Annotated in this window: 25 protein-coding genes; 10 read left to right on the top strand and 15 right to left on the bottom strand. The window is 70.9% G+C overall.

Annotation, left to right across the window (positions count from 1 at the left end):
- Position 1 precedes the first annotated feature (1 nt).
- The 7 genes from trxA to ACFZDI_RS08210 are packed head-to-tail and all read right to left on the bottom strand — an operon-like array spanning position 2 to position 7,532.
- A complete protein-coding gene (trxA, locus tag ACFZDI_RS08240) occupies positions 2-460 on the bottom strand; it encodes a thioredoxin (protein ID WP_391248664.1) in 459 nt (152 codons plus the stop codon).
- The gene (gene clpB / locus ACFZDI_RS08235) at positions 457-3,096 is read right to left on the bottom strand and encodes an ATP-dependent chaperone ClpB (RefSeq protein ID WP_391248662.1); all 2,640 of its coding nucleotides are present in this window, start codon (positions 3,094-3,096) and stop codon (positions 457-459) included. Before clpB ends, trxA begins: the two co-directional genes overlap by 4 nt.
- On the bottom strand, positions 3,087-3,494 hold the full coding sequence (locus tag ACFZDI_RS08230; RefSeq protein ID WP_391248660.1) for a chaperone modulator CbpM: 408 nt from the start codon (positions 3,492-3,494) through the stop codon (positions 3,087-3,089). The genes clpB and ACFZDI_RS08230 overlap by 10 nt, the downstream gene beginning before the upstream one ends.
- On the bottom strand, positions 3,494-4,447 hold the full coding sequence (locus tag ACFZDI_RS08225) for a DnaJ C-terminal domain-containing protein (RefSeq protein WP_391248658.1): 954 nt from the start codon (positions 4,445-4,447) through the stop codon (positions 3,494-3,496). Before ACFZDI_RS08225 ends, ACFZDI_RS08230 begins: the two co-directional genes overlap by 1 nt.
- A 6-nt stretch (positions 4,448-4,453) precedes the next feature.
- On the bottom strand, positions 4,454-5,071 hold the full coding sequence (locus tag ACFZDI_RS08220; protein WP_391248656.1) for a nucleotide exchange factor GrpE: 618 nt from the start codon (positions 5,069-5,071) through the stop codon (positions 4,454-4,456).
- 9 nt (positions 5,072-5,080) lie between these two features.
- Positions 5,081-6,991, bottom strand: coding sequence for a molecular chaperone DnaK (dnaK, locus tag ACFZDI_RS08215; protein ID WP_391248654.1), 1,911 nt, complete (start codon positions 6,989-6,991; stop codon positions 5,081-5,083).
- Between the two features lie 52 nt (positions 6,992-7,043).
- Complete coding sequence (locus ACFZDI_RS08210) at positions 7,044-7,532, bottom strand: general stress protein (RefSeq protein WP_234846251.1); 489 nt, start codon at positions 7,530-7,532, stop codon at positions 7,044-7,046.
- 431 nt (positions 7,533-7,963) lie between these two features.
- Between ACFZDI_RS08210 and ACFZDI_RS08205 the strand changes: the two genes are divergently transcribed.
- Positions 7,964-9,532, top strand: a complete 1,569-nt coding sequence (locus tag ACFZDI_RS08205) for a helix-turn-helix domain-containing protein (RefSeq protein WP_391248652.1) — start codon at positions 7,964-7,966, stop codon at positions 9,530-9,532.
- A 126-nt stretch (positions 9,533-9,658) separates the two neighbouring features.
- Here ACFZDI_RS08205 and ACFZDI_RS08200 read toward each other — a convergent pair whose 3' ends face one another.
- The 3 genes from ACFZDI_RS08200 to ACFZDI_RS08190 all read right to left on the bottom strand — a co-directional run bounded on the left by ACFZDI_RS08200 (position 9,659) and on the right by ACFZDI_RS08190 (position 11,855).
- Positions 9,659-10,225, bottom strand: coding sequence for a DJ-1/PfpI/YhbO family deglycase/protease (locus tag ACFZDI_RS08200; protein ID WP_391248650.1), 567 nt, complete (start codon positions 10,223-10,225; stop codon positions 9,659-9,661).
- Between the two features lie 78 nt (positions 10,226-10,303).
- Complete coding sequence (locus ACFZDI_RS08195; RefSeq protein WP_391248648.1) at positions 10,304-10,753, bottom strand: DUF1931 family protein; 450 nt, start codon at positions 10,751-10,753, stop codon at positions 10,304-10,306.
- 721 nt (positions 10,754-11,474) lie between these two features.
- A complete protein-coding gene (locus ACFZDI_RS08190) occupies positions 11,475-11,855 on the bottom strand; it encodes a DUF2267 domain-containing protein (protein WP_234846255.1) in 381 nt (126 codons plus the stop codon).
- Positions 11,856-12,115: 260 nt separating this feature from the next.
- Here ACFZDI_RS08190 and ACFZDI_RS08185 point away from each other — a divergent pair, with 260 nt between their 5' ends.
- Positions 12,116-13,540, top strand: a complete 1,425-nt coding sequence (locus ACFZDI_RS08185; RefSeq protein ID WP_391248645.1) for an aldehyde dehydrogenase family protein — start codon at positions 12,116-12,118, stop codon at positions 13,538-13,540.
- Between the two features lie 46 nt (positions 13,541-13,586).
- On the opposite strand, the gene ACFZDI_RS08180 is transcribed toward ACFZDI_RS08185, so the two are convergent.
- From ACFZDI_RS08180 to ACFZDI_RS08170, 3 genes are all read right to left on the bottom strand, one after another.
- The gene (locus ACFZDI_RS08180; protein ID WP_391248643.1) at positions 13,587-13,994 is read right to left on the bottom strand and encodes a DUF2795 domain-containing protein; all 408 of its coding nucleotides are present in this window, start codon (positions 13,992-13,994) and stop codon (positions 13,587-13,589) included.
- A gap of 27 nt (positions 13,995-14,021) precedes the next feature.
- The gene (locus tag ACFZDI_RS08175; RefSeq protein WP_391248641.1) at positions 14,022-15,161 is read right to left on the bottom strand and encodes a Vms1/Ankzf1 family peptidyl-tRNA hydrolase; all 1,140 of its coding nucleotides are present in this window, start codon (positions 15,159-15,161) and stop codon (positions 14,022-14,024) included.
- Positions 15,162-15,629: 468 nt separating this feature from the next.
- On the bottom strand, positions 15,630-15,950 hold the full coding sequence (locus tag ACFZDI_RS08170; RefSeq protein ID WP_234846259.1) for a DUF2795 domain-containing protein: 321 nt from the start codon (positions 15,948-15,950) through the stop codon (positions 15,630-15,632).
- A gap of 139 nt (positions 15,951-16,089) precedes the next feature.
- Here ACFZDI_RS08170 and ACFZDI_RS08165 point away from each other — a divergent pair, with 139 nt between their 5' ends.
- Positions 16,090-16,383 (top strand): DUF2267 domain-containing protein, encoded by a 294-nt coding sequence (locus ACFZDI_RS08165; RefSeq protein ID WP_391249499.1) that lies wholly within the window; start codon positions 16,090-16,092, stop codon positions 16,381-16,383.
- A 168-nt stretch (positions 16,384-16,551) separates the two neighbouring features.
- On the opposite strand, the gene ACFZDI_RS08160 is transcribed toward ACFZDI_RS08165, so the two are convergent.
- Positions 16,552-17,730: an acyl-CoA dehydrogenase family protein gene (locus ACFZDI_RS08160; protein ID WP_391248639.1), complete on the bottom strand. Its 1,179-nt coding sequence runs from the start codon at positions 17,728-17,730 to the stop codon at positions 16,552-16,554.
- Positions 17,731-17,825: 95 nt separating this feature from the next.
- Complete coding sequence (locus ACFZDI_RS08155; RefSeq protein ID WP_234846261.1) at positions 17,826-18,200, bottom strand: ferredoxin; 375 nt, start codon at positions 18,198-18,200, stop codon at positions 17,826-17,828.
- Between the two features lie 207 nt (positions 18,201-18,407).
- Between ACFZDI_RS08155 and ACFZDI_RS08150 the strand changes: the two genes are divergently transcribed.
- The 7 genes from ACFZDI_RS08150 (at position 18,408) to ACFZDI_RS08120 (ending at position 24,830) form a co-directional block, all read left to right on the top strand.
- The gene (locus tag ACFZDI_RS08150) at positions 18,408-18,752 is read left to right on the top strand and encodes a DUF6479 family protein (protein ID WP_391248637.1); all 345 of its coding nucleotides are present in this window, start codon (positions 18,408-18,410) and stop codon (positions 18,750-18,752) included.
- A 48-nt stretch (positions 18,753-18,800) separates the two neighbouring features.
- Positions 18,801-19,154, top strand: coding sequence for a hypothetical protein (locus tag ACFZDI_RS08145; protein ID WP_391248635.1), 354 nt, complete (start codon positions 18,801-18,803; stop codon positions 19,152-19,154).
- A 173-nt stretch (positions 19,155-19,327) separates the two neighbouring features.
- A complete protein-coding gene (locus tag ACFZDI_RS08140; protein ID WP_391248631.1) occupies positions 19,328-19,837 on the top strand; it encodes a SigE family RNA polymerase sigma factor in 510 nt (169 codons plus the stop codon).
- Between the two features lie 11 nt (positions 19,838-19,848).
- Positions 19,849-20,370: a cellulase gene (locus ACFZDI_RS08135; protein WP_391248629.1), complete on the top strand. Its 522-nt coding sequence runs from the start codon at positions 19,849-19,851 to the stop codon at positions 20,368-20,370.
- Between the two features lie 135 nt (positions 20,371-20,505).
- Positions 20,506-21,780, top strand: a complete 1,275-nt coding sequence (locus tag ACFZDI_RS08130) for a glycosyltransferase (protein WP_391248627.1) — start codon at positions 20,506-20,508, stop codon at positions 21,778-21,780.
- Positions 21,777-23,039, top strand: a complete 1,263-nt coding sequence (locus tag ACFZDI_RS08125; RefSeq protein WP_391248625.1) for a hypothetical protein — start codon at positions 21,777-21,779, stop codon at positions 23,037-23,039. Before ACFZDI_RS08130 ends, ACFZDI_RS08125 begins: the two co-directional genes overlap by 4 nt.
- 126 nt (positions 23,040-23,165) lie before the next feature.
- Complete coding sequence (locus ACFZDI_RS08120) at positions 23,166-24,830, top strand: purine-cytosine permease family protein (protein WP_391248623.1); 1,665 nt, start codon at positions 23,166-23,168, stop codon at positions 24,828-24,830.
- The last annotated feature ends 122 nt before the right edge of the window (positions 24,831-24,952 follow it).

The following is a 24,952-nucleotide window of genomic DNA, read 5'->3' as shown; positions in this document are numbered from 1 at the left end:
TTCACCCTTTCCCGGCCGGTTCGCGGCCGGCGATCGACTGCTCCACCCACCGCCGCAGGACAGGGGCAGGTGCGGCACCCGCCTGCCGGGCGATGGTCTGCCCTTTGTCGAGAACCAGCAGTGTCGGTACCGCCTGGACCTCGAACCGCTGCGCCAGCCGCGGGTTCTTGTCGATGTCGACCTTGACCAGCTTGATCTTTCCCGCGAGATCGGCGGCGACCTTCTCCAGCGCGGGGCTCACCATGCGGCAGGGGCCGCACCAGGTGGCCCACAGGTCGACGACGACGGGCACGGTGGCCTGCTCGACGACCTCGGTGAAGTCGTCGTCGCCCGCGTCGGCCGTCCACGGCAAGGGCTGCTTGCAGTTGCCACACCTGGGCCGGCCCTCGGCGGCCACGGGCACCCGGTTCTTGCGCCCGCAGTGCGGGCACGTGACGTTCGTGGCCTGAACAGTGCTCATGCCGCCTGCGCTCCCTTCACGTCCTCGCCCTGGTCATAGGTGACCACCAGCTCTCCGGCCTGGGCGTCGACACGGACCGTGGCGCCGTCCTGTACGTCGCCGCGCAGCAGGGCGCGCCCGACCAGCGTCTCGACCTCGTGGGAGATGTAACGCCGCAGCGGCCGGGCCCCGTACACCGGGTCGTACCCCTGGTGGGCGATCAGTTCCCGGGCCGCCTCGGTGAGTTCCACGGTGATGCGACGCTCGGCGAGGCGGCGTCGCAGTTCGTCGAACTGCAGCTCCACGATCCGCTCGATCTGCCGCTCACCGAGCGGCTTGAACAGCACGATGTCGTCGACGCGGTTGAGGAACTCCGGGCGGAAGTGCCCGCGCAGCTCACCCATCACCAGGGCACGGGCGTCCGGCTTGATCTCACCCTCGGCGGTGACGTCGTCGAGGAGGTGCTCGGAGCCGATGTTGGACGTCATGATGATCACGGTGTTGCGGAAGTCGACGGTGCGGCCCTGGGCGTCGGTGATGCGGCCGTCGTCGAGGATCTGCAACAGGGTGTTGAAGACATCGGTGTGCGCCTTCTCGATCTCGTCGAACAGCACGACCGAGTACGGCTTGCGGCGTACGGCTTCGGTGAGCTGTCCGCCTTCCTCGTAGCCGACGTATCCGGGCGGTGCCCCCATCAGCCGGCTGACGGTGTGCCGCTCCTGGTACTCGCTCATGTCGAGGCGGACCATGTTGTCCTCGGAGTCGAACAGGGCCGCCGCGAGGGTCTTGGCCAGCTCGGTCTTCCCGACGCCGGTCGGGCCGAGGAAGATGAACGAGCCGATGGGGCGCCGCGGATCCCGGATGCCGGAACGGGCGCGGATGATGGCGTCGGCGACGAGCTTGACGGCCTCGTCCTGGCCTATGACGCGCTCGCGCAGGATCTCGTCGAGGCGCAGCAGCTTCTCGCGTTCGCCCTCCTGGAGACGGGCGACGGGAACGCCGGTCCAGGCTGCGACGATCTCGGCGATCTCCTCCTCGGTGACGACCTCGCGCAGCAGCCGGTTCTGCCCCTGCTTGGCGGCCAGTTGCTCCTCCTCGGCCTTCAGCCGGCGCTCCAGGTCCTGGAGACGGCCGTAGCGGAGTTCGGCGGCGCGGTTGAGGTCGTAGGCGCGTTCTGCCTCCTCCGCCTCGTGGCGGACCTGCTCCAGTTCCTGGCGCAGTTCCTGCACGCGGCGGATCGCCTGCCGTTCGGCCTCCCACTGGGCGCGTTTGGCGTCGGCCTCGCCGCGCAGGTCGGCGAGTTCCTTGCGCAGTTCCTCCAGGCGGGTCCTGCTCGCGGGGTCGGTCTCCTTGGAGAGGGCGGCCTCCTCGATCTCCAGGCGGGTGACGCGGCGGGTGATCTCGTCGAGTTCGGCGGGCATCGAGTCGATCTCGGTACGCAGCCGGGCGCAGGCTTCGTCGACGAGGTCGATGGCCTTGTCGGGCAGGAACCGATCGGTGATGTAGCGGTGGCTGAGGGTGGCCGCGGAGACCAGTGCGGTGTCCTGGATCTTCACGCCGTGGAAGATCTCCAGGCGTTCGCGCAGTCCGCGCAGGATGGAGATGGTGTCCTCCACGCTCGGTTCGTCGACCATGACCTGCTGGAAGCGGCGTTCGAGGGCGGCGTCCTTCTCGATGTGCTTGCGGTACTCGTCGAGGGTGGTGGCGCCGATCATGTGGAGTTCGCCGCGGGCGAGCATCGGCTTGAGCATGTTGCCCGCGTCCATGGCTCCTTCGGCGGCGCCCGCGCCGACGACGGTGTGGAGTTCGTCGACGAAGAGCAGGATGCGCCCCTGGGCTGCCTTCACCTCGGACAGCACGGCCTTGAGGCGTTCCTCGAACTCGCCGCGGTACTTGGCTCCGGCGACCAGAGAGCCCATGTCGAGAGCGAACACGGTCTTGTCGCGCAGTCCTTCGGGCACGTCGCCGCGGACGATGCGCTGGGCGAGGCCCTCGACGATGGCGGTCTTGCCGACACCGGGGTCGCCGATGAGGACGGGGTTGTTCTTGGTCTTCCGGCTGAGGATCTGGGTGACGCGGCGGATCTCGGCGTCCCGGCCGATGACCGGGTCCAGCTTGCCGTCCCTGGCCTCGGCGACCAGGTCGCGGCCGTACTTCTCCAGAGCCTCATAGGCCACTTCGGGGTTGGCGGAGGTGACCCGCTGGTTGCCGCGGATCTGGGTCAGCGCGCTCAGGAACGAGTCCCGGGTGATGCCGTGCTCCTTGAGCAGGCGTCCTGCGGCGGTCGCCGAGCCCTCCTCGGCCAGGGCGAGCAGAAGGTGCTCCACGGACACGTACTCGTCCTTGAGGCGTTTGGCCTCCCGCTCGGCCGCGTCCAGCAGCCGGGACAGGCGCTGGGTGACGAACACCTGCCCCGGCGCCGCACCCGGGCCGGTCACCCTGGGCCGGCGGGAAAGCTCCTCACGCACAGCCGCACGGAGTGCCTCGGGCTCCCTGCCCGCCTGTTGCAGCAGCCGCGGGATCAGGCCGTCCTCCTGGTCGAGGAGCGCGAGCAGCAGATGCTCACCGTCGACCTCGGTCTGGCCCATGCGGACGGCGGCGGTCTGCGCCTCCTGGAGGGCTTCCTGTGACTTCTGGGTGAGACGGTTCATGTCCATGGCGGTATGTCACTCCTCGTACCGGCGCGGCGCAGTGCGGCTTCGAGCAGGCTGATGCGGTCCAGCAGGTCGAGCACCAGACCGATGGATGCGTAGTTGAGACAGAGACCGGAGCGCAGCCGCTGAACGCGGGCGAGAACCGCCGGGGCCGCGGAGTCGAACACCAGGCGCCCCGCGGCGTCGCGCTCGGCGTCGACCAGGCCCAGGGCGACGAACCGGCGGACCAGGTCGGGATGGACGCCGGCGCGGCGGGCCACGGTGTCCAGGGAAAGCCTGGGCACGGGGACGAGCGCGTACCGCACGGCCGTGGCGCCTGCGCTCGTCCGTACGGGACGCCCGCCCGCGTCGGCCCGGGTGGTCCGGCCGTCGGGGGCTGCCCATGAGGGTCGGTCGCTCATCACGTCCTCCGGGGGTCGTACGAAGAGGTGGCGGCGAGCTCCTCGAACAGCTCGCGCTCCCGGTCGCTGAGCTTGGGCGGCACCATGACGCGGAGTTCGGCGTAGAGGTTGCCGTCGGCACCGCGCGGGTTCGGCATGCCCTCGCCGCGCAGCCGCAGCCGCCGGCCACTGGACGAGCCCGCGGGCACCGCGACCTTGGCCGTGCCGCCGCCCGGGGTGGGCACCGGAACCGTCGCGCCCAGCGCGGCCTCCCAGGGGGTGACCGGAAGCTGCGTGTACACGTCCCGGCCGTCCAGCCGGAACCGAGGGTGCGGCTGGATGCGCACTCGCAGATACAGATCCCCTGCGGCGGCGTCACCACTGCCCCGTCCGCCCTCGCCCGCCAGCCGGATGCGCTGCCCATCGGTGACGCCGGGCGGTACGTCGACCTCGTACCGTCGCGGCTGCCCGGTGGGGCCGGCGAGCGTGACGGTGCGCCGGCCCCCCTTGTACGCCTCCTCGACGGTGAGCGGCAGCTCGGCCTCCTGGTCGGCCCCCGGTACCCCGCCGGGGGCGCCGCCTGCTCCGAAGAGCGAGCCGAACAGGTCCTCGATGTCGATGCCCTCCCCTGCGAAGTCGTCGCCGAAGCCGGTGTACCGGACACGGGGGCCGCCCGCACCAGCGGTCCTGCGAGCGCGGAAGCCGCCGCCGGGTCCGGCGCCGGCACCGACCCGCTCCTCCCAGTCCTCGGGGACCTTCCGGAAGTCCTCGCCGAAGCGGTCGTAACGGGCCCGGGTCTTGGGGTCCGACAAGGCGCTGTACGCCTCGTTGAGGTCCTTGAAGCGTTCCTCCGCTCCCGGGTCCTTGTTGACGTCGGGGTGATACCTGCGGGCGAGTTTGCGATAGGCCTGCTGGATCTCGTCCTGGCTCGCGGTCCGAGACACGCCCAGCGCGTCGTAGAAGTCCTGTGCCATGACCGGTCACTCCCGCTTCGCGACCGTCACGGCGGCGGGCCTGAGCTGGCGTTCGCTGTCTCCGTAGCCCGGCCGCAGCACCTGGACGACCGTGCCCGGTGGGGCGTCGGGGTCCTGGACCACACCGACCACCTCGTGCCGGGCCGGGTCGAAGACGACCCCGGTCTCCGCGTACCGCGGGTAGCCGAGCAGTTCGAGGACGTTCACCCCCTGGTCGCGGACCGCCCGGACGCCCTCCACGATCGCGCCGGGGTCGGAGCCCGCATGAGTCAGGGCGAGTTCGAGGTTGTCCAGGACGGGCAGGAAGGCGGCGGCCGTACGGGACCGTTCGGCCGTCCGCTCCCGCTCCAGTTCCCTGGTGTGACGCTTGCGGAGATTGTCGAGGTCGGCGAGCGCGCGCCGCCAGCGGTCCTCGAGTTCCTTGAGCTCGGCCGTGTGCTGGTCCTCGGACGGTGCGGGGCCGCCGGCCGCGTCGGGGCCAAGTTGCTCGTCCCCATCAGGCCCCTGCCCGGTCGGCGGGCCCGAGCGCGGAAGATCCCCGCGGGGAGGGCGTGCGGCGCCCTCCGGAGCCGGGTCGGCCGGGTCCGGCACGGCCTGGTCGGATTCCCTGGGGTGGATCGGCATGACGGTTCCTCAGCCCTTGTCGAACTCGGCATCGATGACGTCGTCGTCACCGCCACCGCCGCTCGTCCCGCCGTCGGTCGCGCCGCCCCCGGTGGTGTCCTGACCGGGACCGCCCGTGGCGGCGGCGCCCTGATGGGCCGCCAGCCCTGCCAGCACCTGCTGGAGTTCGGAGGTCAGGGGACGCACCCGCTCCACGCCTGCCTCCTCCTTGACCGCCGCCCGGGCGTCCGACACCAGCATCTCGGCGCGTGCCTTCTCGTGCGCGGGTGCGGCGTCGCCCAGCTCGGCGAGGAGCTTGTCGACCTGGTACGCGACAGCGTCGAGCTCGTTGCGGGCGTCGACGGCCTCGCGCAGGGCCTGGTCCTCGCCCTGGTTGCGCTCGGCCTCCTGGACCATGCGTTCGACCTCGCCGCGGTCGAGGTTGGAGCTCTCGGTGATGGTGATGCCCTGTTCCTTGCCGGTGTCCTGGTCGCGGGCCTTGACGTTGAGAATGCCGTTGGCGTCGACGTCGAAGGTGACCTCGATCTGAGGTTCGCCGCGCGGCGCCGGGCGGATGTCGGTGAGCTGGAAGCGGCCGAGCACCCGGTTGTCGGCGGCCCGTTCGCGCTCGCCCTGGAGGACGACGATGTCGACGGCGGGCTGGTTGTCCTCGGCGGTGGAGAAGGTCTCGGTGCGGCGCACGGGGATGGTGGTGTTCCGCTCGATGATCTTTGTCATGACGCCGCCGCGTGTCTCGACACCCAGGGACAGGGGCGTGACGTCGAGCAGCAGGACGTCCTTGACCTCGCCCTTGAGCACCCCGGCCTGGATCGCGGCACCCAGGGCCACGACCTCGTCGGGGTTGACACTCATGTTGGGTTCCTTGCCGCCGGTCAGCCGGCGCACGAGGGCCTGGACGGCGGGGATGCGGGTGGAACCGCCGACGAGGATGACCTCGTCGATGTCGCTCTCGCCGACCTTGGCGTCGGCCATGGCCTGCTTGACCGGTTCCAGGCACCGCTCCACCAGATCGCTGGTGATCTGCTCGAACGTGGACCGCATGACCGAGTCGGTCAGATGCTTGGGCCCCGAGGCATCGGCCGTGATGAACGGCAGGCTGACCTGCGTCTGCGTCACCGAGCTCAGCTCGGTCTTGGCCTTCTCCGCCGCCTCGAACAGGCGCTGCAGGGCCTGCGGGTCCTTGCGCAGGTCGATGCCGTTCTCCTTCTGGAAGTCGTCCGCGAGGTAATCCACCAGACGCCGGTCGAAGTCGTCACCGCCCAGGTGACTGTCGCCCGCCGTCGAACGCACCTCCACCACGCCGTCGCCGACGTCGAGGATGCTCACGTCGAAGGTGCCTCCGCCCAGGTCGAAGACGAGGACGGTCTCGTGCTGCTTCTTGTCCATGCCGTACGCGAGAGCGGCCGCGGTCGGCTCGTTGATGATCCGCAGCACCTCCAGTCCCGCGATCCGCCCGGCGTCCTTGGTGGCGGTTCGCTGGGCGTCGTTGAAGTAGGCGGGCACGGTGATGACCGCCTCCGTGACCCGTTCCCCGAGTTGCTTGGAGGCGTCGTCGGCGAGTTTGCGCAGTACCTGGGCGCTGATCTCCTCGGGCGCGTAGAGCTTGTCGCGCACCTTGAAGCGGGCGACGCCGCCCGGACCCTCGACGACGTCGTACGCCACCGCCCTGGCCTCGTCCGAGATCTCGTCGAAGTGCCGGCCGATGAACCGCTTCGCCGAGTAGATGGTGCCCTTGGGGTTGAGGATCGCCTGGCGCCGGGCCAGCTGGCCCACCAGCCGTTCCCCGGTGTCGGTGAAGGCCACCACGGACGGTGTCGTACGGTTGCCTTCGCTGTTGGGCACGACGGAGGGTTCGCCGCCCTCCCACACGGCGATCACCGAGTTCGTGGTGCCCAGGTCGATGCCCACTGCCTTGGCCATGAGGAGCTCCTCCCGGTGCGGCGGCCTGCGCCGCACCTGCGGATCCGATCGTTCACGTAGGGGCGGTACGTCCGCCGACGCCGGTGGCCTGCAGCCCGCCGAGCAGCCGTACGGCCTCGTCGGCCACCGCTTCGTCCACGACGACGTCGTACCGGCTGGGCTGCATCGAGCGGACCGAGGCGAAGTCCCGGCGGCCGCCCTGCAGGGCGTACAGCAGCAGACCGAACAGCGCGCCCACGATCGCCCCGAAGATCAAGCCGTAGAGGGCGACGAGCAGGGCGGAGACGAGCGGGTCCACCCAGTCGAACAAGCCGAAGAGCCAGCCGATCAGCGCACCGGGAAGGGCCCCGCTCGCCGCACCGTGCAGGGCGGCCCGGCCGTAGTCCATGCGTCCGACGACCTGCTCGACGAGGCGGACGTCCTGGCCGATGATGGCCACCCTCTCCACGGGAAATCCCTGGTCCGAGAGGTGGTCGACGGCGCGTTCGGCTTCCTGGTACGTCTCGTACGTGGCAACGGGCCTACGAGGCTGCTCGGTCATCGCCCAGTCCTTCCTGCCGGTATCCACGGCGGCCCCCGGCATGCCCCAGACTCGCGAACCGGGGAGCTCTGCGCCTGCGTCCGGCAGGTCAAAGAACCACGGAGCCCGTCCCCCCGCGAGCACGAGGCGAAAACTCCGAAGACGTGGGGTGAGCCGGTCGCAGCGGGGTACGCGAACGCCGCCCACCACTCTGTGGGCTCGGAAAAGGGAGTGATCCCATGGTCGGACGCTGGGCCCCTAACGTGCCCCGAGGCCGTCCCGGCCAGGAAGGCAGCCCTCCATGGAGCCGTCCGGGCAGCATCCAACGGCGTCGTGGAAAGGTTCCCGCCCACACCTTCCCGGCCCGGCCGCCCCGGCCTCCCCACGAACTGCTGGCAGTCTTCCGCGCCCTGTTCGAGACCCGGAACGAAAGCGAGATCCTGCGCCTGGCCATGGACCACGTGTCGGCTGTCGGCCCGTACCGAGCCGAGGCCGGATACCTCAGGGTGCACGGCCAGCTGGTCCCCAGACCGCAGGGCAGGCCGGACCCTGCGGCAGCCGTCGACCGGACGGTGCGAGAGCTGACGGGGCGGGACGGCCCCGTGGCCGTTCCCGGCCGGTCACGGGGCCGGGCACTGGCCCTGCACGGGCCCGGTGGACTGCACGGCTACCTCGTCGTGACGTCTCGCTTCCGGCCCACCCGTGCCCAGCACTTCCTGCTCGCCGTACTGGTACGCCTCACCGCTGCGGCCCTGTCGGCCGCCGTCGCGCAGCGCCGCCAGCAGGAAGACGCGCTGGAGCTGCACCGACTGCGACGAGAACGAGCAACCCTCCAGCAGCGGCTGATCTCCCTTGTGGTCGAGGCGGGATATCAGCGGACCGTGCGCGACGCGCTCACCGAGGTCGCGGCCTCGGGCGGCGGCGAGGAGGCCATCACCAGCGCACTGCATGAGCTCACCGGATTTCCGGTGCTGGTGGAGGACCGCTTCGGCCGACTGCGGTCCTGGGCCGGTCCCGGCCGGCCCGACCCCTATCCGGAACCGGACCCCGCACGCCATGAGGAGATGCTCCAGGGGGTCGCCCGGAGAAGCGGACCCGTGCGGATCAAGGACCGGCTCATCTCCGTGATACGCCCACGCGGTGAGGTCCTCGGAGTGCTGGCCCTGGTCGATCCCCGGGACGAGGCCGACGCGTACACCGTGTTCGCTCTGGAGCACGCCGCCACGTCACTCTCCCTCGAACTGTCCCACCTGCGCCATCTGGCGGGTGTGGAGCTGCGACTGCGCCGCGAACTGGTCGACGATCTCCTGGCGGGCGCGGACGAGGCGAGCGCCTACGCCCGGTCCGAGGCGTTCGGACACGACCTGCACCGCATCCAGTACGTGGTCGTCGTGCAGTGGAGGAGCAAGGTCTCCGACGACGCTTTCGCGCGGACCGTGGGCCGGGCGGCCTCGGCCGTGGGCATGCGGTCATTGGTGACTCGGCGCTCCGACCACGTGGTCCTGGTCGCCGAGGGCAGGCCCGACGACCACGCCTTGTACGAGGCGCTTGCCCGGGAGACCGGCACACCGGACGGGACGATCGGGGTGAGCGCCCGCTGCGACACCCCGGACGGTATCCCCGGCCGCTACCAGGAAGCCCTGCGGGCCCTGGAGGTACGCCGCCGGTCTCTCAGCCGGTACGGCACGACGTTCTTCGACGATCTGGGCCTCTACCGCATCCTGGGACCTGGGAACGACTACCAGGAGCTGGAGGGGTTCGTTCGGGAATGGCTCGGACAGCTCGTCGACTACGACAGCCTGCACCGTGCGGCGCTCGTGGAGACTCTGTCCCGGTACTTCGACTGCGGCGGCAACTACGCCGAGACCGCCGAGTCCCTCACGATCCACCGCAGCACGCTTCGCTACCGGCTCCAGCGCATCCGCGAGATCAGCGGCCATGACCTCACGAACGTGGAGGACCGCCTCAACCTGCAGGTCGCGACCCGGGTGTGGAAGATCATGCTGGGCGGTCCCGGTTGAGGCGCCCACGCCCCGCAGGGCCGGCCGACTCCGCTGTCTGTCCCCATCGCCGTGGGAGCAAGCGTGCACCGCCTGCTCTCGCCGCGCGTCCAGGCCTGGCCCCTGGTTCAGCCGGGCATGGGCGGTTCAGCCGGGCATGGGATGGTGCGCCCGGGCGAACTGCTCCACGACGGCGGCGCAGAAGGCGGGCAGGTCGGCCGGGCCGCGGCTGGTGATCAGCTGTCCGTCGACGACCACCTCCTGGTCGGCGACGACCTCCGCGCCGGCGTTGCGCAGGTCGGTGCGGATGCTGGGCCAGGACGTCAGGCGTCGGCCGCGCACGGCGTCGGCTTCCGCCAGGGTCCACGGGCCGTGGCAGATCGATGCGACCGGTTTCCCGCTGGCCATGAAGTCCCGGACGAACTGCACCGCGTCGCGGTCCATGCGCAGCTGGTCGGGGTTCATGGTGCCGCCGGGCAGGAGCAGGGCCTGGTAGTCGTCGACGGAGGCGTCGGCGACCAGACGGTCCACGGGGAAGGTTCCCGCCGGGTTCAGGTCGAACTGGCGGGCCTGGATCTCGCCGTGATGGAGCGAGAGGACCTCGGTCTTCGCCCCTGCGCCCAGCAACGCACCGCGCGGCTGGTCGAGTTCCACGCGTTCGACGCCGTCGGTTGCCAGGATTGCCACCCGCATCCCCTGGAGTTCCTGTGTCACGGTACGGCTCCCTTCACGAGTCTCTGGTTGTACGAGGCGAGCGCGTCACGATCGGCGACCTGCGCCGGGGCGCGACTGCTACAGCAGCCGGTCGAACACCGCGGTCACGCCGTCCCAGTGGCTGGTCTGCGGGTTCTTGACATCCGAATACATGATTTTGAACGTCTCGGCCAGGGCGACACTGAGACCGCCGATGATCTCCGGGTAGCGCTCCTCGGTCTCCTGCGTGGGGGTCCTGTCGAGGGGAGGGTGCGCGGCGAGTTGTTCCAGGATCGGCTTCAGGTCGACCTCCTCGTCGAGCCGCCGGAACCGGTGGATGCTCTCCTGGAGGCCCTTGGTGATCGGTAGGTCCCACGGTTCGACGGTGTCCCGGCCGTTGGCCTTGGCCGACGCCTGGCCGACGACCAGGAGGTCGTAGAGCTTCGCGTCGACGAAGTCGCCGTACCGCTTCAGGTCGTTCTTGTCCACGTCGATGCCTGCGGCGGCGCGGAAGAACCTCTCGAATTTCGACACACCCATCACGGTCATGCCTCTCGCCTCCTCAGCGGGAACCGGACGGCGTCGTTCGCTCCCGCCGGCGCCGCCATCGGCTGTTACCGGTCGAGATTCGCAGAGCCCGCCTGCTGAGCGCCTCCGCACCCCAGGCCGAAAAAGAACACGCCCTCCTGCCCTGGCAGAGCAGCATGAAATGCGCGGGCATCCCCCGGCCAGCCGTACGGCCGTCCCTGCGCGGGAAGCCGCGCGGCGTCGCAGCGCCTCGAACGGGCCGGACGACATGACCAACTCGGGGAAGCGGGACTGTGTCGGGGCGCCCCGACGAGCTTGCAACACCGGAGACGCGGCGGCGGAAAGCCACTTGCGCTCGGAGGTCCATGGGGCCCTCCGCTTTTCCGCACGCCGGGAGCAGGCAGGGGTGTGGCCCACATCCGGAGCATGGAGATGGCCCCTGCTGAGGCGCATGCAGCGTGACGCGCATCAGCCCGCCACCCCCACGCACGACGCACCCTTCGGCGGCTGCCTCAGGTCCCACGCCACGCAGTGGCAAAGCTTCGGAAAGGGAACGGCTGCGTCTCGGGCATCACTGCGGCGGCCCCGCTCTGCCCTGGGGGCGCTGGTCGGCCTGGTCGACCTCCACGTCGTCGCCCTGTGACGCCCGGGCTGCAGGCCGGGCGTCACCCGACGGTGGTGTCCGGCCGCTCGCGTCCGCTTCGCTCCGGCCACCACGGGCGCCGTGCCGAAGGTCCCAGGGTCAGCCGGCGGATTCGAGGTGCTGGGAGAAGTCCGTTCCGAGCTGCGACATCAGGTCGTCGAACTCCTTCTCGCTGATCGCCTCCCGGAGTACGACCAGTACGGCCCGCACACCCCGGTCGGCTTCTTCCTCCTTGAGCATGGTGCGTTCGGCCACGCGCCGCACGCTGTCGTGGTGGCCGAAGCGTTCGATGCGGTCCGTGGTTCCCCGGCGCACCGCCTCCGCGAGGCCCTCGGGGAGCTCGGTGATCAGGTCTCTGGCCTCCCCCGGGCTCAGCCTGTGGGCCAGCGTCTCGAGCGTGGCCCAGGTCAGGTCCCCCGCCTCCTGCCGGCTCAGTCCGGTGCGCTCGGCGACGGTACGGACGAATTCCTGCTCATCCATGGGTCGTCCTCCTTCGCTGCTGTGTTGTGATCGAACGGCGCGGACCCCTGCAAGCCTGCCACGCCGACCCGGCCCGCGCCCGCGCGCCGATGAGGCACTCCATGAGAGCGCCGACGTGGCGAATTCGGGCGGCGACTCTGTGCATGCGACGTGAACCACAGCGGACCCGGGTGCCACAACTTGCTGTGGCAAGGGCGAATCAGCACGTGTGAGCGGGTCCGGGCGTGGAAACCCGGGGGCCCCGACTCCAGGGAGGCGTCATGGACGCCCATGTCACTGCCCAGGGAAGCCCCATCGCGACGGTCAACCCGTACACCGGTGAAAGGGTTCGTGAGTTCCCGGCGCTGAGCGCGGAGGACGTGGGGCGCGCGATCGACGCGGCGCATCACAGCTTCCCGAACTGGCGTGCCCGGTCGAAGGCCGACCGGGGGGCCCTCGTGCAACGCGCCGGCCGGCTCATGAGGGAGCGCAAGGAGGAACTGGCGCACCTCCTGACCCTTGAGGTCGGCAAGCTGATCGACTCGAGCCGTGCAGAGGTCGATCTCGCATCCGACATCCTCACCTACTACGGCGAGCAGGGCCCCGAGCTGCTGGAAGAACAGCCCCTGCCGGTGCCCGAGGGCACGGCCGTGCTGGTGAACGAGCCGCTCGGCGTCCTTCTCGGTGTGATGCCGTGGAACTTCCCGCTGTACCAGGTCGTCCGATTCGCGGGTCCGAACCTCGTCCTCGGCAACACGATCCTGCTCAAGCACGCGAGTAGCTGCCCGCAGTCCGCACTGGCACTCGAGCAGTTGTTCACGGATGCGGGTGCGCCGCCCGGGGTCTACACCAATCTTTTCGTGCGGGGCAGAGACGTCGGGGAGATCATCGATGACTCTCGAGTGCAGGGAGCGTCACTGACCGGAAGCGAGCGGGCGGGCGTGAGCTTGGGCGAGATCGCCGGCCGCAATGTCAAGAAGTCCGTCCTCGAGCTGGGTGGCAGTGATCCCTTCATCGTGCTGGACGATCACCACCTCGAGCGCACCGTGTACGCCGCGTTCCTCGGCCGGATGGGCAATACCGGGCAGTGCTGCGTGGCGGCCAAGCGCTTCATCGCCCTTGCGGACGTGTACGACGCCTTCGTCGCCGGGCTGCGTGACCGGATGAGCGAGGTGCGACCGGGAGATCCGGCCGACCCCGCGACCACGCTCGGCCCGCTGTCCTCCGAGTCCGCGGCCGAACTCCTTATGGAGCAGGTTCGTGATGCGGTGGACAGGGGAGCCACGGTGGTACTGGGCGGTGGGCGGCCCGACCTGCCGGGCGCCTTCGTCGAGCCGACCCTTCTCACCGATGTCACACCGGACATGCGGGCCTACCGGGAAGAGCTCTTCGGCCCCGTCGCCACGGTGTACCGGGTCGCCGACGAGGACGAGGCCGTGGCACTGGCCAATACCTCCCCCTACGGCCTGGGAGGCGCGGTCTTCGCCGCCGATCCGGAACGCGCGCGCGGAGTCGCGGACCGGCTGGAGGCGGGCATGGTATGGATCAACCACCCGACCGCGTCCCGGCCGGAGCTGCCCTTCGGCGGCATAAAGCGCTCCGGCTACGGGCGCGAACTCGGCGACGCGGGCATGGTGGAATTCGCGAACCGCAAGCTCGTGCGCTACGTGGACGCGGACGCCCCGATCGCAGAAGTGCTGGGCTGACCCACGAGCCGGTCGATCGCGCTCGCCATGGCGGGCCGGTGGCGATTCACACCGTGGGCTCGCCGCCGAGCGCCTCGACAATCTCGGTCACATTGGCGTACTCGCCGCTTTCCGGGAGTTGCCGCACCGCCTCCAACAGGGGGTCCGGCGCGTGGTGAGCTTCGAGGACGTCCAGCAGCCCCTGACGGTCTGCCGGGAAAGCGGTGCGCTCCAGGTGGCGCGCCAGTTCGAGCCGCAGGGAGTCCGCTTCGGCGGCTGCCAGGGCCCGTTCACGTTCCTCACCGGGTGGCGGGACGGGGCCGCCCGGGTCGACCCGGATGTCGTCGTCGGCCGGCGGCTCGGGGTCGGTGGCCTCCTCCACGTGCGTGGGCCGGCCGGCGCGCAGCTGCCCTTCCAGCTCGTGCTTCATCTCGTCGTCCTTACGGGGACCGACCGGGTTGCTGCCTCGTTCCATGTCCATACACCTCCGTAGCCTGGCTCCTTACGCCGCGGGTTCGTGCGTCCACCGCAGCAGGGCGCCGAGGCCGCCCGTGGGCACGTCCGCTCCCTCCCCGTCTGCGGGAGTAACGAACAGCACGTCTGCAGCCGTGGCGGCGGCGGCCCGCAACAGCGCGTCGTCGGCGCGCACGGCGACGGGATCGCCTTCCCCGAGGGTCTGCGCGTCGGTAAAGCGCACCGCCACCTGATCCGGCGCGGCACCCACCCATGCCTCGGCGGCCAACTCCGGACCGTCGGCACGGATGAGGAGGGTGTCGATGCGGTGCTCCTGAGCCGCTTCCACCAGCGCCGGAACGCCTTCCACCGCGTCCGCCGGGCTGCCGGTGTCCGACCGCCCGGCGCGGAAACGGTCGAGTGCCTTCTCCACGCGCCGATGTGCGTGCTCCCGGCGGGCCTGCTCGATGGCCTCTTCGAGAGCGGGGGAGGAAGAGCCGGCGGCGCGTCCGCCGTGCTCCGTGGCCACCGTAACCTCGCGGACGGCCTCGGGAAGCCTCTCGAGTACGGCGGGGCGCTCGCGGACGTCACCGACCAGCACGACGAGCTCGGCGCCGGACTCCTCATACGCGGAGCCGAGAGCTGCGGCGATCTCGCCGGCATTGTGGTCCCAGGTGTTCTCCACCTTCAGCTGGAAATGCCGCTCGGACCAGTCGGCAGAGGCCGTGCGGTGGATCGGCCTCTGGCGCCCCTCGACGCTCCCGGCGTCCTTAGGGCCGGCCGCCCCGCGCAGTTCGAAGTCGGCGCCGGTCCGGTCGATGTACGCCACGAGGCAGAGCGGGTCCTGCCCGGCCAGCTCCAGCAGCGGCGCGAGGCGCGGCAAGGGTGCCCAGCAGGCGATCGCGTTTTGCGGCGGTCGGGAGAGGCGGCAGCTGAGCGCCACTTCGCCTCCAGCGGCGAAGATCACCCGGCCCGCGGGGTCTTGCTGGGGCGTGATATCCGTCAGGGCCTCGCGGACCGCCTGGACGGTCGCCGAGTCAGCGCCCTCTTCCTCCAGCGTCCGACAGGCGTCCCGAACGATCAGCTCGCGCTCTTTGGCTCCCGACTCGTCGTTCTGAGCCGGGTCGAAGTACACGGTGGCCCACGGACCGCGCCGGTCGAGCAGTGGCTCAAGGAATGTCAGTTGCACGATTCCTCCTCATTCATGACGAGTGAAAGCCGAGTGCCCAGAGGGCGGCGCGGGACACGGGACCCGCTTCACGCCAGCCGACGTCGTCGAACATTTCGGATGGGCGTGGACGCCCTTCAGAGCACCAACCCACACACCCAAGGCTGGCGCGGCGTGGTGGTCGCCGAGCACTCGGAGACATGCTGGGAGGAATCGTCTCAGCGGGGTCTGAAAAAGAATCAAATGCTCAATACGACACCGTTTCCCGTCGGGTGTGCATGTCGACAGCTGCCCCGGTGTTCGGCAGGGGAACCAGGACCGGGTCAGGGCAGCTACGGCGGGCGGGTGCCACACCGCCCCTGGCCGACGACGGTGTATGCCCGCTCCGTATCACGAGCGGGCGGTGGGGAGACGACAGGTGGTCGGCCCCAAGGGTGTGCGCCGCCGAGAAGTTCGCCGCCCGCATCAGCCGGCAGGCTGCCCCGCCCGTCAGCTGTCCAGCTCCTCCTCGACCGGCGGTTTCGGTACGTCGCGCAGATGCTGGGACTGTCCCGGCCGGCCGCCCCTGCGGGCCTGCTCGGCGCGCTGCGCCGGGCTCAGCCCCAGGTCGGAGTCCGGGTCCACGCGCACCGACCGGGCCACCTCCTCACGGTTGGCGTACTGCTCGGCCGGGATGGCGCGCAGCGCCTTCACCACATCCGGCGCGGCGCCCGACTGGCTCGCCGCTTCGATCAGCCTGTCCTTGCCGGCGGGGAAGTCGACGTCCTTGATGGCCTCCACCACGTCCCGGGCGCTCGTACTGTGGGTCATGGCCTCTTCTCCCTCATCGGAATCCGCAATCCTGGGGCACCCGGGTAACCGGCAGGGGCCGCTCACTCACCTCCTACACCGCCGGTTTTCCCTCGGTTTGCCGGTCTGAGCCGGGGGACCTGGCCGGGCAGGAGGCGAGCTGACCCGAACCACGATGCTGACGCCGGCCGAGCGGATCACCGGCGGCGAGGCCAGGGACTTGGCCGGCGTCCTGCCCGCCGAGATCGCCCCGCCCCTGATGCCACCGGAGGATGTCGCGCAGAAAATAGGGGTCGACGAGTTCGTCCGGCGAGTGAGTGAGCGTGCGGGCGTCGATGAGACCGTGGCGCGCAGGAGCGTTGCGGCGGTTTTCATGACTCTGGGAGAGGCCGTCCCCGGCAAGGAGTTCCAGGACGTCATGTCCCAACTGCCGAGCGCGTTCCAGAACATCTAGTGCCGCGCATCCCGACGCGCGGAACACGGGTGCGAACACGCCGTGAGAATCGCCCGCAAGCGCTTGTTTGACAGTAGCGCGTCACCGATAGGCGCGTGCTGCGTGTCGCCCGGCAGGGCCGGTCCGACCACCAGCCGGCCGCGTCACCAACCTGTCGGGACAGCACTCCTAGCGCCGCACCCTCGGCATCCCCAGCCCGATCCACGAGATGATCTCGCGCTGGATCTCGTTGTTGCCGCCGCCGAAGGTGAAGATGACGGCCGAGCGGTAGCCGCGTTCCAGTTCGCCGTGCAGGACCGCACCGGCCGAGCCCTCCTTCAGGGCACCCGGGGCCGCGACGATCTCCATGAGCCAGGCGTAGGCCTCACGCCGGGCCTCCGAGCCGTAGACCTTGACCGCGGAGGCGTCCTGGGGGGTGAGGGTGCCGTCCTGGACCGCGCCGACCATTTGCCAGTTGAGCAGTTTGAGCGCGTCGAGCCGGGCGTGGGTGCGGGCCAGCAGGCGGCGCACCCAGGGCAGGTCGGCGACGCGGCGGCCGTCGACGAGCTTGGTCTCCTGCGCCCAGCGCCGCACGTCGTGCAGGGCGCGGATCGCCATGGTGCCGTGGGCGGCCAGGGTCACGCGTTCGTGGTTGAGCTGGTTGGTGATCAGCCGCCAGCCCTGGTTCTCGGCGCCGACCCGGTGCGCGACGGGGACACGCACGTTCTCGTAGTAGCTGGCGGTGGTGTCGTGCGAGGCGAGGGTGTTGATCAGGGTGCAGGAGTAGCCGGGGTCGGTGGTCGGCACCAGGAGCATGGTGATGCCCTTGTGGGGCGGGGCGTCGGGATCCGTCCGGACCGCCAGCCAGACCCAGTCGGCCGTGTCGCCGTTGGTGGTCCAGATCTTCTGGCCGTCGACGACGTAGTGGTCACCTTCCCGTACGGCCCGTGTGCGCAGGGACGCGAGGTCGGTGCCGGCGCCGGGCTCGCTGTAGCCGATGGCGAAGTCGATCTCGCCCGCGAGGATTTTCGGCAGGAAGTACGCCTTCTGTTCGTCGGTGCCGTACTGCATGATCGTCGGCCCGACGGTGTTCAGCGCCATGAGCGGCAGCGGGACACCGGCCTGGGCGGCCTCGTCGAAGAAGATGAACTGCTCCATGGCCGTCAGGCCGCGCCCGCCGTACTCCTTCGGCCAGCCGACACCGAGCCAGCCGTCCGCACCGAGCTTACGGATGGTCTCGCGGTAGAACCGCTTCTGGGCTGCCGGGTCGCCGTGCCGCGCGTAGGCGTGGTCCGGGACCAGTTCGGCGAAGTAGGACCGCAGTTCGGTGCGCAGCCGCTGCTGCTCGGGCGTGTATTCGAGGTGCACGGCGCCTCCAGGCTCCCCAGACCGGTCCTGTCGGCGCACACCGTAGAACGTGTTTCAGAAATTGGGAATGGCGTCGGTCAAGGGAATGGCGTCTGTCATTCGAGCGTGGCGAGGAAGTCCGTGCACGCCCGCGCGCAGGCGCGGCACGCCGCCGCCGAGTCCTCCGCTCCCGGCTGCCGGTCGAAGACGTGGGCGGCCTCCAGGCACACGGTCCGGCACCACTCCACCTGGGCCCGGATGGTGCCCTCGTCCACCTGGTTCTGCTCGGACAGCACACGGCAGGTCGCGTCGCAGACCTCCGCGCACATGATGCCCTTGCGTCGTACGAGTTCCTGGTTCTCGGTGCCGTCGGGATCCACGAGGCTGGCGCGCAGCGCGCACGCCCGCGCGCACTCCGTGCACGCCTGCGCACAGGCGAAACGGTCCTCCAGGAACCGGAACAGCTCCTGCTGGGATGTCGTCGAAGTCACACCGCGCGGGTAGCCCGGGACCCCGCCGGCCAAACCGGTGTTTCCGGCCGAGTGCCACGCGCGAACGGGCCGACCGCTCGGCCGGGGGGACGGGTTCGTACGGACCGGATGCTCGGCCGGGGGACGGGTTCGTATGAACCGGCCGCTCGGCCGGGGCCGGGTTCATAGTGCCGGGTTCGCGGCGAGGTCCAGGGGTACCCGCGGGCCATGACTAACGCATGGATGGAGATGGCCGCGGGCGGCGACGCCCCCGGCTTCGGGTTCGTCGTAACGGGTCTGGTGGTCCTGGCCCTGCTGCTGGGCGCCTTCATCCTGGGCCTGCGGCACAAGCGCCGGCGTCCGCCGCGGCCCGACGAGCAGCCCAGGCTGCCCGACGGCGGGCCCGTCCGCGAGACGCTGGAGCGCCGCGAGCCGGACGAGATGCCGAGAAGCGAGGAGCGTCTGACGCCGCACGAGCTGAAGACCCACGGAAACCAGAGCGACCGGACCAGCGCCTCCCAGGAGCGCCCGCGCTGGAACGAGGGCAGCAGCGGCGGCCCGGGAGCCCGCTGAACCCGCCACCGGCATCGCCGAGCACGTCGTCACAGGGAAGTGAGAACCATGGCCGACTCCGCCCACAGCACCCTGCCACTGCCTGACTACGACCACTTGCCGATCGGCAGCCTCGAGAGCCGTGTGCGGTCGCTGTCCGGGGACGAGGTCGAGCGACTGCTCTCGTACGAGCGATCGCACGCCGACCGGCCGGCGGTCACCCGGCTCCTCTGCGCCCGGCTCGACCAGCTGCACGCGGGCGCCGAGCCGACGTCCGGCGACCCGAACGCCCTGCGCCCCGAGGCGGGCCAGGGCGCTCAGGGCGGCTCGCCCGTGTCGCCGGCGACGTCGCCGGAGCCGCACAGCCCGCCGCCGCACGGTACGCCCGACCAGCCGGGCCAGCCGAAGGCCAACCGCACCTGAGGAGCCCGTGATCCCCGGGAAAGGGGCCCGTGCCTGCGCACGGGCCCCTTTCCCATGCTCCGGGCCGACCCCTGCCCTAGGTGATGTGGATCACAGGTTTCAGGTGCATCGTGGGGCGGGGGCCAGCGTCTTTTGAGGGGTGTAGAGGGCCACTGAGACGCAGGACGGTGAGGATGGAGCAGTTTCGGGGGGCGGACGGCTTCGACGATTTCGCGGCCGCCCGTTGGTCGGCGCTGCTCCATGTCGGGCGTCTGCTCACGGGGGGCGATCGGCAGCGGGCCGAGGATCTGGTGCAGGAGGCCTTGGTCAAGCTGTGGTTCGCGTGGCCGAAGATCGCCGAGCAGGCTCCGGAGGCGTACGTCCGGACGGTGCTGGTGCGGCTGGCGGCCCGCTCGGCGCGGCGGCGCTGGTGGGGCGAGCGCCCCATGGACCAGCTGCCCGACCGGGCCGACCCGGGCGACGTGTCGTCCGCCGTCGCCGAACGGTCGCGGCTGGAGGCGGCGCTGGCCCAGCTGTCGCCCAAGCAGCGCGCCGCGGTGGTGCTGCGCTACTGCGAGGACCTGCCCGAGGCCCAGGTCGCCCAGGCCCTGGGCTGCCCGGTGGGCACCGCCCGGTCCCATGCGTCCCGCGGAGTCGCCCGGCTCCGCCAGATCCTGTCCGACACCGTCAGGCCCGTGGGGTGAAAGGAGAACCGATGGACGACTTCGAGCGGGACCTGTCGCGGCTCATGCACGACACCCGGGAGCACACCCCCTACGAGCCCGCGCACCGGCAGCGGCTGCACGCGGGCATCCGGGCCCGCCGTCGGTCGCGGATGCTGTGGAAGGCGGGCGGCTCCGCGGTGGCGGTGGCCGGGCTGAGCGTCGGACTGGCCTTCCTGCCCGGCATGCTCACCCGCGCGCAGCCCGCCGATCCCCGGCCGCAGCCGGCGACGAGCCCGACGAGTTCACCGGACGGCACGCCGACGACCGAGCCGTCGGCGACGAGTCCGACCCCGACCCTGCAGCCCGAGACGTCCCTGCCCGCGACCACCACCGGCAGCGTCACGCCGTCCGGGACGACGACCCGGCCGGCCGACCCCACACCGACGGCCACGGCGTCCGAGAGCCGGACCGGTACGACGCCGCCCGCGCCGCCGCCCTCCCCGACACCGACGACGGTCCCGCCGTCCGTGCTGGACTCCGGGGAACCCTCCGCATCGGCCTCCACCGAGTAGCCGCCTGAGCGGCCCTCCACGTCAGGGGCTTGCCGCCCCGCCTCCTTCACCGCACCACCCGCCACGGGCGCCTTCGGCATGCCCGGAACCGGTGCGCCGGCATGCCGGCGCGCCAGAAAGAGACCGTGACACGCCATGCGCACCGCACGGCGGTCGGCCCTGATCGACCGCCCCCTACCCGAGCCGTCCGCGTTGCCCCGCCGGGCGCCGCTGCCCGCGCACCATCCGGACCCGGTCCTGGACGTGGTCGTTCCCGTGTACAACGAGGAGAACGACCTGGAACCCTGCGTCCGGCGCCTGCACGCGCACCTCGGCGAGACCTTCCCCTACGCGTTCCGGATCACGATCGCCGACAACGCCAGCACCGACCGCACCCCGCTGATCGCCGCGCGGCTGGCCGCGGAACTGCCCGGCACGGACTGGATCCGGCTGGCGGAGAAGGGACGGGGCCGTGCGCTGCACACCGCGTGGTCCCGCTCCCCCGCTCCGGTGCTCGCGTATCTGGACGTCGACCTGTCGACCGACCTCGCCGCGCTGCTGCCGCTGGTCGCGCCGCTGATCTCGGGCCACTCGGACATCGCCATCGGCACCCGGCTGGCCCGGGGCTCGCGGGTGGTGCGCGGACCGAAACGGGAGATCATCTCCCGCTGCTACAACGGGCTGCTGCGCGGCACCCTCGCTGTGGGCTTCTCCGACGCGCAGTGCGGGTTCAAGGCGGTGCGGCGGGACGTCGCCGAGCGGCTGCTGCCGCTGGTGGAGGACCGCGAATGGTTCTTCGACACCGAGCTGCTGGTCATCGCGGAGCGTGCGGGCCTGCGGATCCACGAGGTGCCGGTGGACTGGGTGGACGACCCCGACAGCCGGGTCCACATCGTCTCCACGGCACTGGCGGACCTGCGCGGCATGGCCCGGCTGGGCGGGGCCCTGGCCCGCGGCAGGCTGCCGCTGTCCGCGCTGCGCCGCAGCGGCGGCGACCTCGCCGGGGACCTGCCCACGGGTCTGGCCCGGCAGGTGGTGCGTTTCGCCGCCGTCGGTGCCGCCAGCACCTTGTGCTACGTGCTGCTGTACAGCGCGCTCAGACCGGCGGCGGGGGCGCAGGCCGCCAACGCGCTCGCCCTGCTCGCCAGCGCGATCGCCAACACGGCGGCCAACCGTCGGCTCACCTTCGGTGTGCAGGGCCACGGTGGAGCGCTGCGTCACCATCTCAAGGGCCTCGCCACGTTCCTGGTCGGGCTGTCCCTGACGAGCGGTTCGCTGGCCGTGCTCCACCACACCGCGCCGGGCGCCGGCCACCGGGTCGAGCTCGTGACGCTGATCGTCGCCAACCTGGCCGCGACGCTGCTGCGCTTCCTCCTCTTCCGGGCCTGGGTCTTCCCGGCCCGCCGCACGACAGGACCCTCCGCCCCATGAGCACCGTCCAGCTGCGCCGCCCGCCCTCACTCGCCGAAGCGCACCAAGTTCCGCGCAGGTCGCGGGAGTTCCGGCCACGCCTGCGTGCCGCCGCCGGGCGCTACGGTCCCGTGCTGCTGACGTACGGCGTGCTGAAACTGGCCGGCTTCGCCGTCTTCATGTATCTGCTGGACGCGGCGGGCGACTTCCGGAAGAAGAACCCGCGCTTCGGCGGCGGCGAGCACCCCTGGGACGTCCTGGCCAGCTGGGACGGCTGGTGGTACCAGCAGATCGCCGCGCACGGGTACGACCCCGCCCTGAAGCCGGTCCCGGGCGCGACGGGCATGATCACGCTGGAAGGCAACTCGGCGGCGTTCTTCCCGCTGTACCCGGCCCTGATGCGGCTGGTCTCGGAGTGCACCGGACTCGGCCTGTACGGCGCCGGCCTGACGGTGTCCGTCCTCGCCTCGTTCGCCGCCGCGCTCGGCGTCCACGCCGTCACCGCGCGCCTCGGCGGGCACCGGGCCGGACTGGTCGCGGCCGGGCTGTGGGCGGTCTGGCCCGGCTCGGGCACGGAGTGGTCGGGCTACTCGGAGTCCCTGTACACGGCTCTGGCCGCGTGGGCCTGTCACTCCGTCATGACCCGCCGCTGGCTGACCGCCGGCCTGCTGACCTGCGCGGCAGGGCTCTGCCGGCCCACCGCGGTCGCGCTGGTGGCCGCCCTGGCTGTCGCCGCGGTGCTGTCCCTGCGCCGACGTGCGGACGGGGTCCGCCGCCCCCTGGCCGCCGTCGCGATCGCGCCCCTGGGCCTGTTCGGCTACCTCGGCTGGGTCAACTACCGCATGGGCGACCTCAACGGCTACTCCAAGCTCCAGGACGGCGCCTGGGGCCACAAGTTCGACTGGGGAGTCCACTCGTTCAACGTGCTGACGTCCATCCCCGTCGGTCACTTCGACTACCTCTTCGCGATGCCCTTCGAGGACGTCATCGGCCTCTGCGTGGTGCTGATGGTGCCGGTGCTGACCGTGCTGCTGATGCGCGTGCGCCCGCCCGCCGTGCTCGTCGTCTACACCGTCCTGTCTTACCTCATGGTGATGACGACCCAGCAGTACTTCGGCAACGTCTCGCGCTATCTGCTGCCGCTCTTCCCGCTGTTCATCCCGCTCGCCCTCGCGATGCGCCGGCTCAGGTGGCCGTCCGTGACGACGGTCCTCGGGACGGCCGCGCTGGCTTCGGGGTCGTACGCGGGATACGTGCTGTTCGTGCTGGGGGTGCCGTAGACCGACGCCGACGACCGGTGAGAAGGCTCCGAAACACTCCCTTCACGCAGGAAGCATTGAGGGGTAACGACCGCTGCCTACCGTGCCTGCCTTGTCAGTACCCGACCCGCAGCAAGGAGGCGTGGCATGAGTGCCGAGCCGCGACTGGCCGCAGTGGCCGAGCCGGAACCCGCTCCACAGGCAGCACCGGGCACGGACCAGGCCGTCAAGGAGACCCTCGAGGACTACACGCTCCGCTTCGCGCCGCGCAGTTACCGGCGCTGGACCCCGATGGTCGTGGCGACGACCGCGCTCGGCGGCATCGCCTACATGGCCGACTTCTCCATCGGGGCCGGCATCGGGCTGGCCCACGGCACCGGCAACGCGCTCCTCGCGATCGGCGTCGCCGCCGTCGTCATCTTCGTGACCGGCTTCCCGCTGGCCTACTACGGGGCCCGCTACAACATCGACCTGGACCTGATCACCCGCGGATCCGGCTTCGGCTACTTCGGCTCGGTGCTCACCAGCGTCATCTTCGCCAGCTTCACCTTCATCTTCTTCGCCCTGGAAGGCTCGATCATGGCGCAGGGCCTGAAGCTGGGCCTCGGACTGCCGCTCTGGCTGGGCTACTTGGTCTCCACGCTGATGGTGATCCCTCTGGTGATCTACGGCATGACGGCGCTGAGCAAGCTCCAGGTGTGGACGACCCCCATCTGGCTGCTGCTGATGGTCGGCCCGCTGGGCTACCTGGTCGCCACCGACCCGGGCACCGTCGACCGCTTCCTCGCCTACGCGGGAACCGACGGGGACGGCGGCATCGACACCGCCTCCGTGCTGCTCGGCGCGGGCGTGTGCCTGTCGCTGATCGCGCAGATCGGCGAGCAGATCGACTATCTGCGCTTCATGCCGCCCAAGACCGAGGCGAACAAGCGCAGTTGGTGGACGGCCGTGGTGATGGCCGGCCCGGGCTGGGTGGTGCTGGGCGCGCTGAAGCAGGCCATCGGCGTGTTCCTCGCGGTGTACATCATCGCCGAGGTCGGCGCCTCCGCCGCGCCCGAGCCGATCCAGCAGTTCAAGGGTGCTTTCGACGCCATGATGCCGTCCTGGCTCGTGGTGCCGCTGGCGGTGGTGCTGGTCGTCATCAGCCAGATCAAGATCAACGTGACGAACGCGTACTCGGGCTCGCTCGCCTGGACCAACTCCTTCACCCGGGTCACCCGGCGCTACCCGGGCCGGATGGTCTTCGTCCTGGTCAACCTGGGCTTCGCGCTGGCCCTGATGGAGGCCGACATGTTCAGCTTCCTCAACAGCATCCTGGGCTTCTACTCGAACTGCGCGATCGCCTGGGTGGTCACCGTGGCCACCGACATCGGCATCAACAAGTACGTGCTGAAGCTGTCCCCGCACGCCCCCGAGTTCCGCCGCGGCATGCTCTACGCCGTCAACCCCGTCGGGGTCGTGGCGTTCGTCGCCGCCTCGGGGCTGTCCATCGCGATGTACTTCCACGGCCTCGGCGACACGCTCCAGCCCTACTCCCCCGTCGCCGCGGCCGTCATCGCCTTCGTCCTCACTCCGCTGATGGCCGTGGTCACCCAGGGCCGGTACTACCTGCGCCGCACCGACGACGGCATCGCCGAGCCCCTGCTGGACGAGGACGGCAACCCCAGTGCCGTCGCCTACGCGTGCCATGTGTGCCGCCAGCAGTTCGAGCGGCCCGACGTGGCCGCCTGCCCGACCCACGACGCGGTCGTCTGCTCGCTGTGCCTGAGCACCGACAAGGTCGGCGACCACGTCCTGCCGGCCACGGTCTGACCCGCCGTGGGGGGGGGGGGGGGGGGGCCCCCCCCCCCCCCCCCCCCGCCCCCCCCCCCCCCCCCCCCCCCCCCCCCCCCGCCCCGCCCGCCCCCCCGCGCGGGGGGCCGCCCCCCCCCCGG

It is taken from the genome of Streptomyces sp. NPDC007907, from assembly GCF_042959365.1.
GTDB lineage: Bacteria > Actinomycetota > Actinomycetes > Streptomycetales > Streptomycetaceae > Streptomyces > Streptomyces indiaensis.
The sequence above is the reverse complement of the archived record's forward strand: the minus strand, read 5'-3'. Positions and strand labels throughout refer to the sequence as shown.

What these genes read in the sequence shown, in the direction of transcription:
- trxA (WP_391248664.1), bottom strand. Translation starts at nt 460, where the DNA reads ATGAGCACTGTTCAGGCCACGAACGTCACGTGCCCGCACTGCGGGCGC.
- clpB (WP_391248662.1), bottom strand. Translation starts at nt 3,096, where the DNA reads ATGGACATGAACCGTCTCACCCAGAAGTCACAGGAAGCCCTCCAGGAG.
- ACFZDI_RS08230 (WP_391248660.1), bottom strand. Translation starts at nt 3,494, where the DNA reads ATGAGCGACCGACCCTCATGGGCAGCCCCCGACGGCCGGACCACCCGG.
- ACFZDI_RS08225 (WP_391248658.1), bottom strand. Translation starts at nt 4,447, where the DNA reads ATGGCACAGGACTTCTACGACGCGCTGGGCGTGTCTCGGACCGCGAGC.
- ACFZDI_RS08220 (WP_391248656.1), bottom strand. Translation starts at nt 5,071, where the DNA reads ATGCCGATCCACCCCAGGGAATCCGACCAGGCCGTGCCGGACCCGGCC.
- dnaK (WP_391248654.1), bottom strand. Translation starts at nt 6,991, where the DNA reads ATGGCCAAGGCAGTGGGCATCGACCTGGGCACCACGAACTCGGTGATC.
- ACFZDI_RS08210 (WP_234846251.1), bottom strand. Translation starts at nt 7,532, where the DNA reads ATGACCGAGCAGCCTCGTAGGCCCGTTGCCACGTACGAGACGTACCAG.
- ACFZDI_RS08205 (WP_391248652.1), top strand. Translation starts at nt 7,964, where the DNA reads ATGGACCACGTGTCGGCTGTCGGCCCGTACCGAGCCGAGGCCGGATAC.
- ACFZDI_RS08195 (WP_391248648.1), bottom strand. Translation starts at nt 10,753, where the DNA reads ATGACCGTGATGGGTGTGTCGAAATTCGAGAGGTTCTTCCGCGCCGCC.
- ACFZDI_RS08190 (WP_234846255.1), bottom strand. Translation starts at nt 11,855, where the DNA reads ATGGATGAGCAGGAATTCGTCCGTACCGTCGCCGAGCGCACCGGACTG.
- ACFZDI_RS08185 (WP_391248645.1), top strand. Translation starts at nt 12,116, where the DNA reads ATGGACGCCCATGTCACTGCCCAGGGAAGCCCCATCGCGACGGTCAAC.
- ACFZDI_RS08180 (WP_391248643.1), bottom strand. Translation starts at nt 13,994, where the DNA reads ATGGAACGAGGCAGCAACCCGGTCGGTCCCCGTAAGGACGACGAGATG.
- ACFZDI_RS08170 (WP_234846259.1), bottom strand. Translation starts at nt 15,950, where the DNA reads ATGACCCACAGTACGAGCGCCCGGGACGTGGTGGAGGCCATCAAGGAC.
- ACFZDI_RS08150 (WP_391248637.1), top strand. Translation starts at nt 18,408, where the DNA reads ATGACTAACGCATGGATGGAGATGGCCGCGGGCGGCGACGCCCCCGGC.
- ACFZDI_RS08145 (WP_391248635.1), top strand. Translation starts at nt 18,801, where the DNA reads ATGGCCGACTCCGCCCACAGCACCCTGCCACTGCCTGACTACGACCAC.
- ACFZDI_RS08140 (WP_391248631.1), top strand. Translation starts at nt 19,328, where the DNA reads ATGGAGCAGTTTCGGGGGGCGGACGGCTTCGACGATTTCGCGGCCGCC.
- ACFZDI_RS08135 (WP_391248629.1), top strand. Translation starts at nt 19,849, where the DNA reads ATGGACGACTTCGAGCGGGACCTGTCGCGGCTCATGCACGACACCCGG.
- ACFZDI_RS08130 (WP_391248627.1), top strand. Translation starts at nt 20,506, where the DNA reads ATGCGCACCGCACGGCGGTCGGCCCTGATCGACCGCCCCCTACCCGAG.
- ACFZDI_RS08125 (WP_391248625.1), top strand. Translation starts at nt 21,777, where the DNA reads ATGAGCACCGTCCAGCTGCGCCGCCCGCCCTCACTCGCCGAAGCGCAC.
- ACFZDI_RS08120 (WP_391248623.1), top strand. Translation starts at nt 23,166, where the DNA reads ATGAGTGCCGAGCCGCGACTGGCCGCAGTGGCCGAGCCGGAACCCGCT.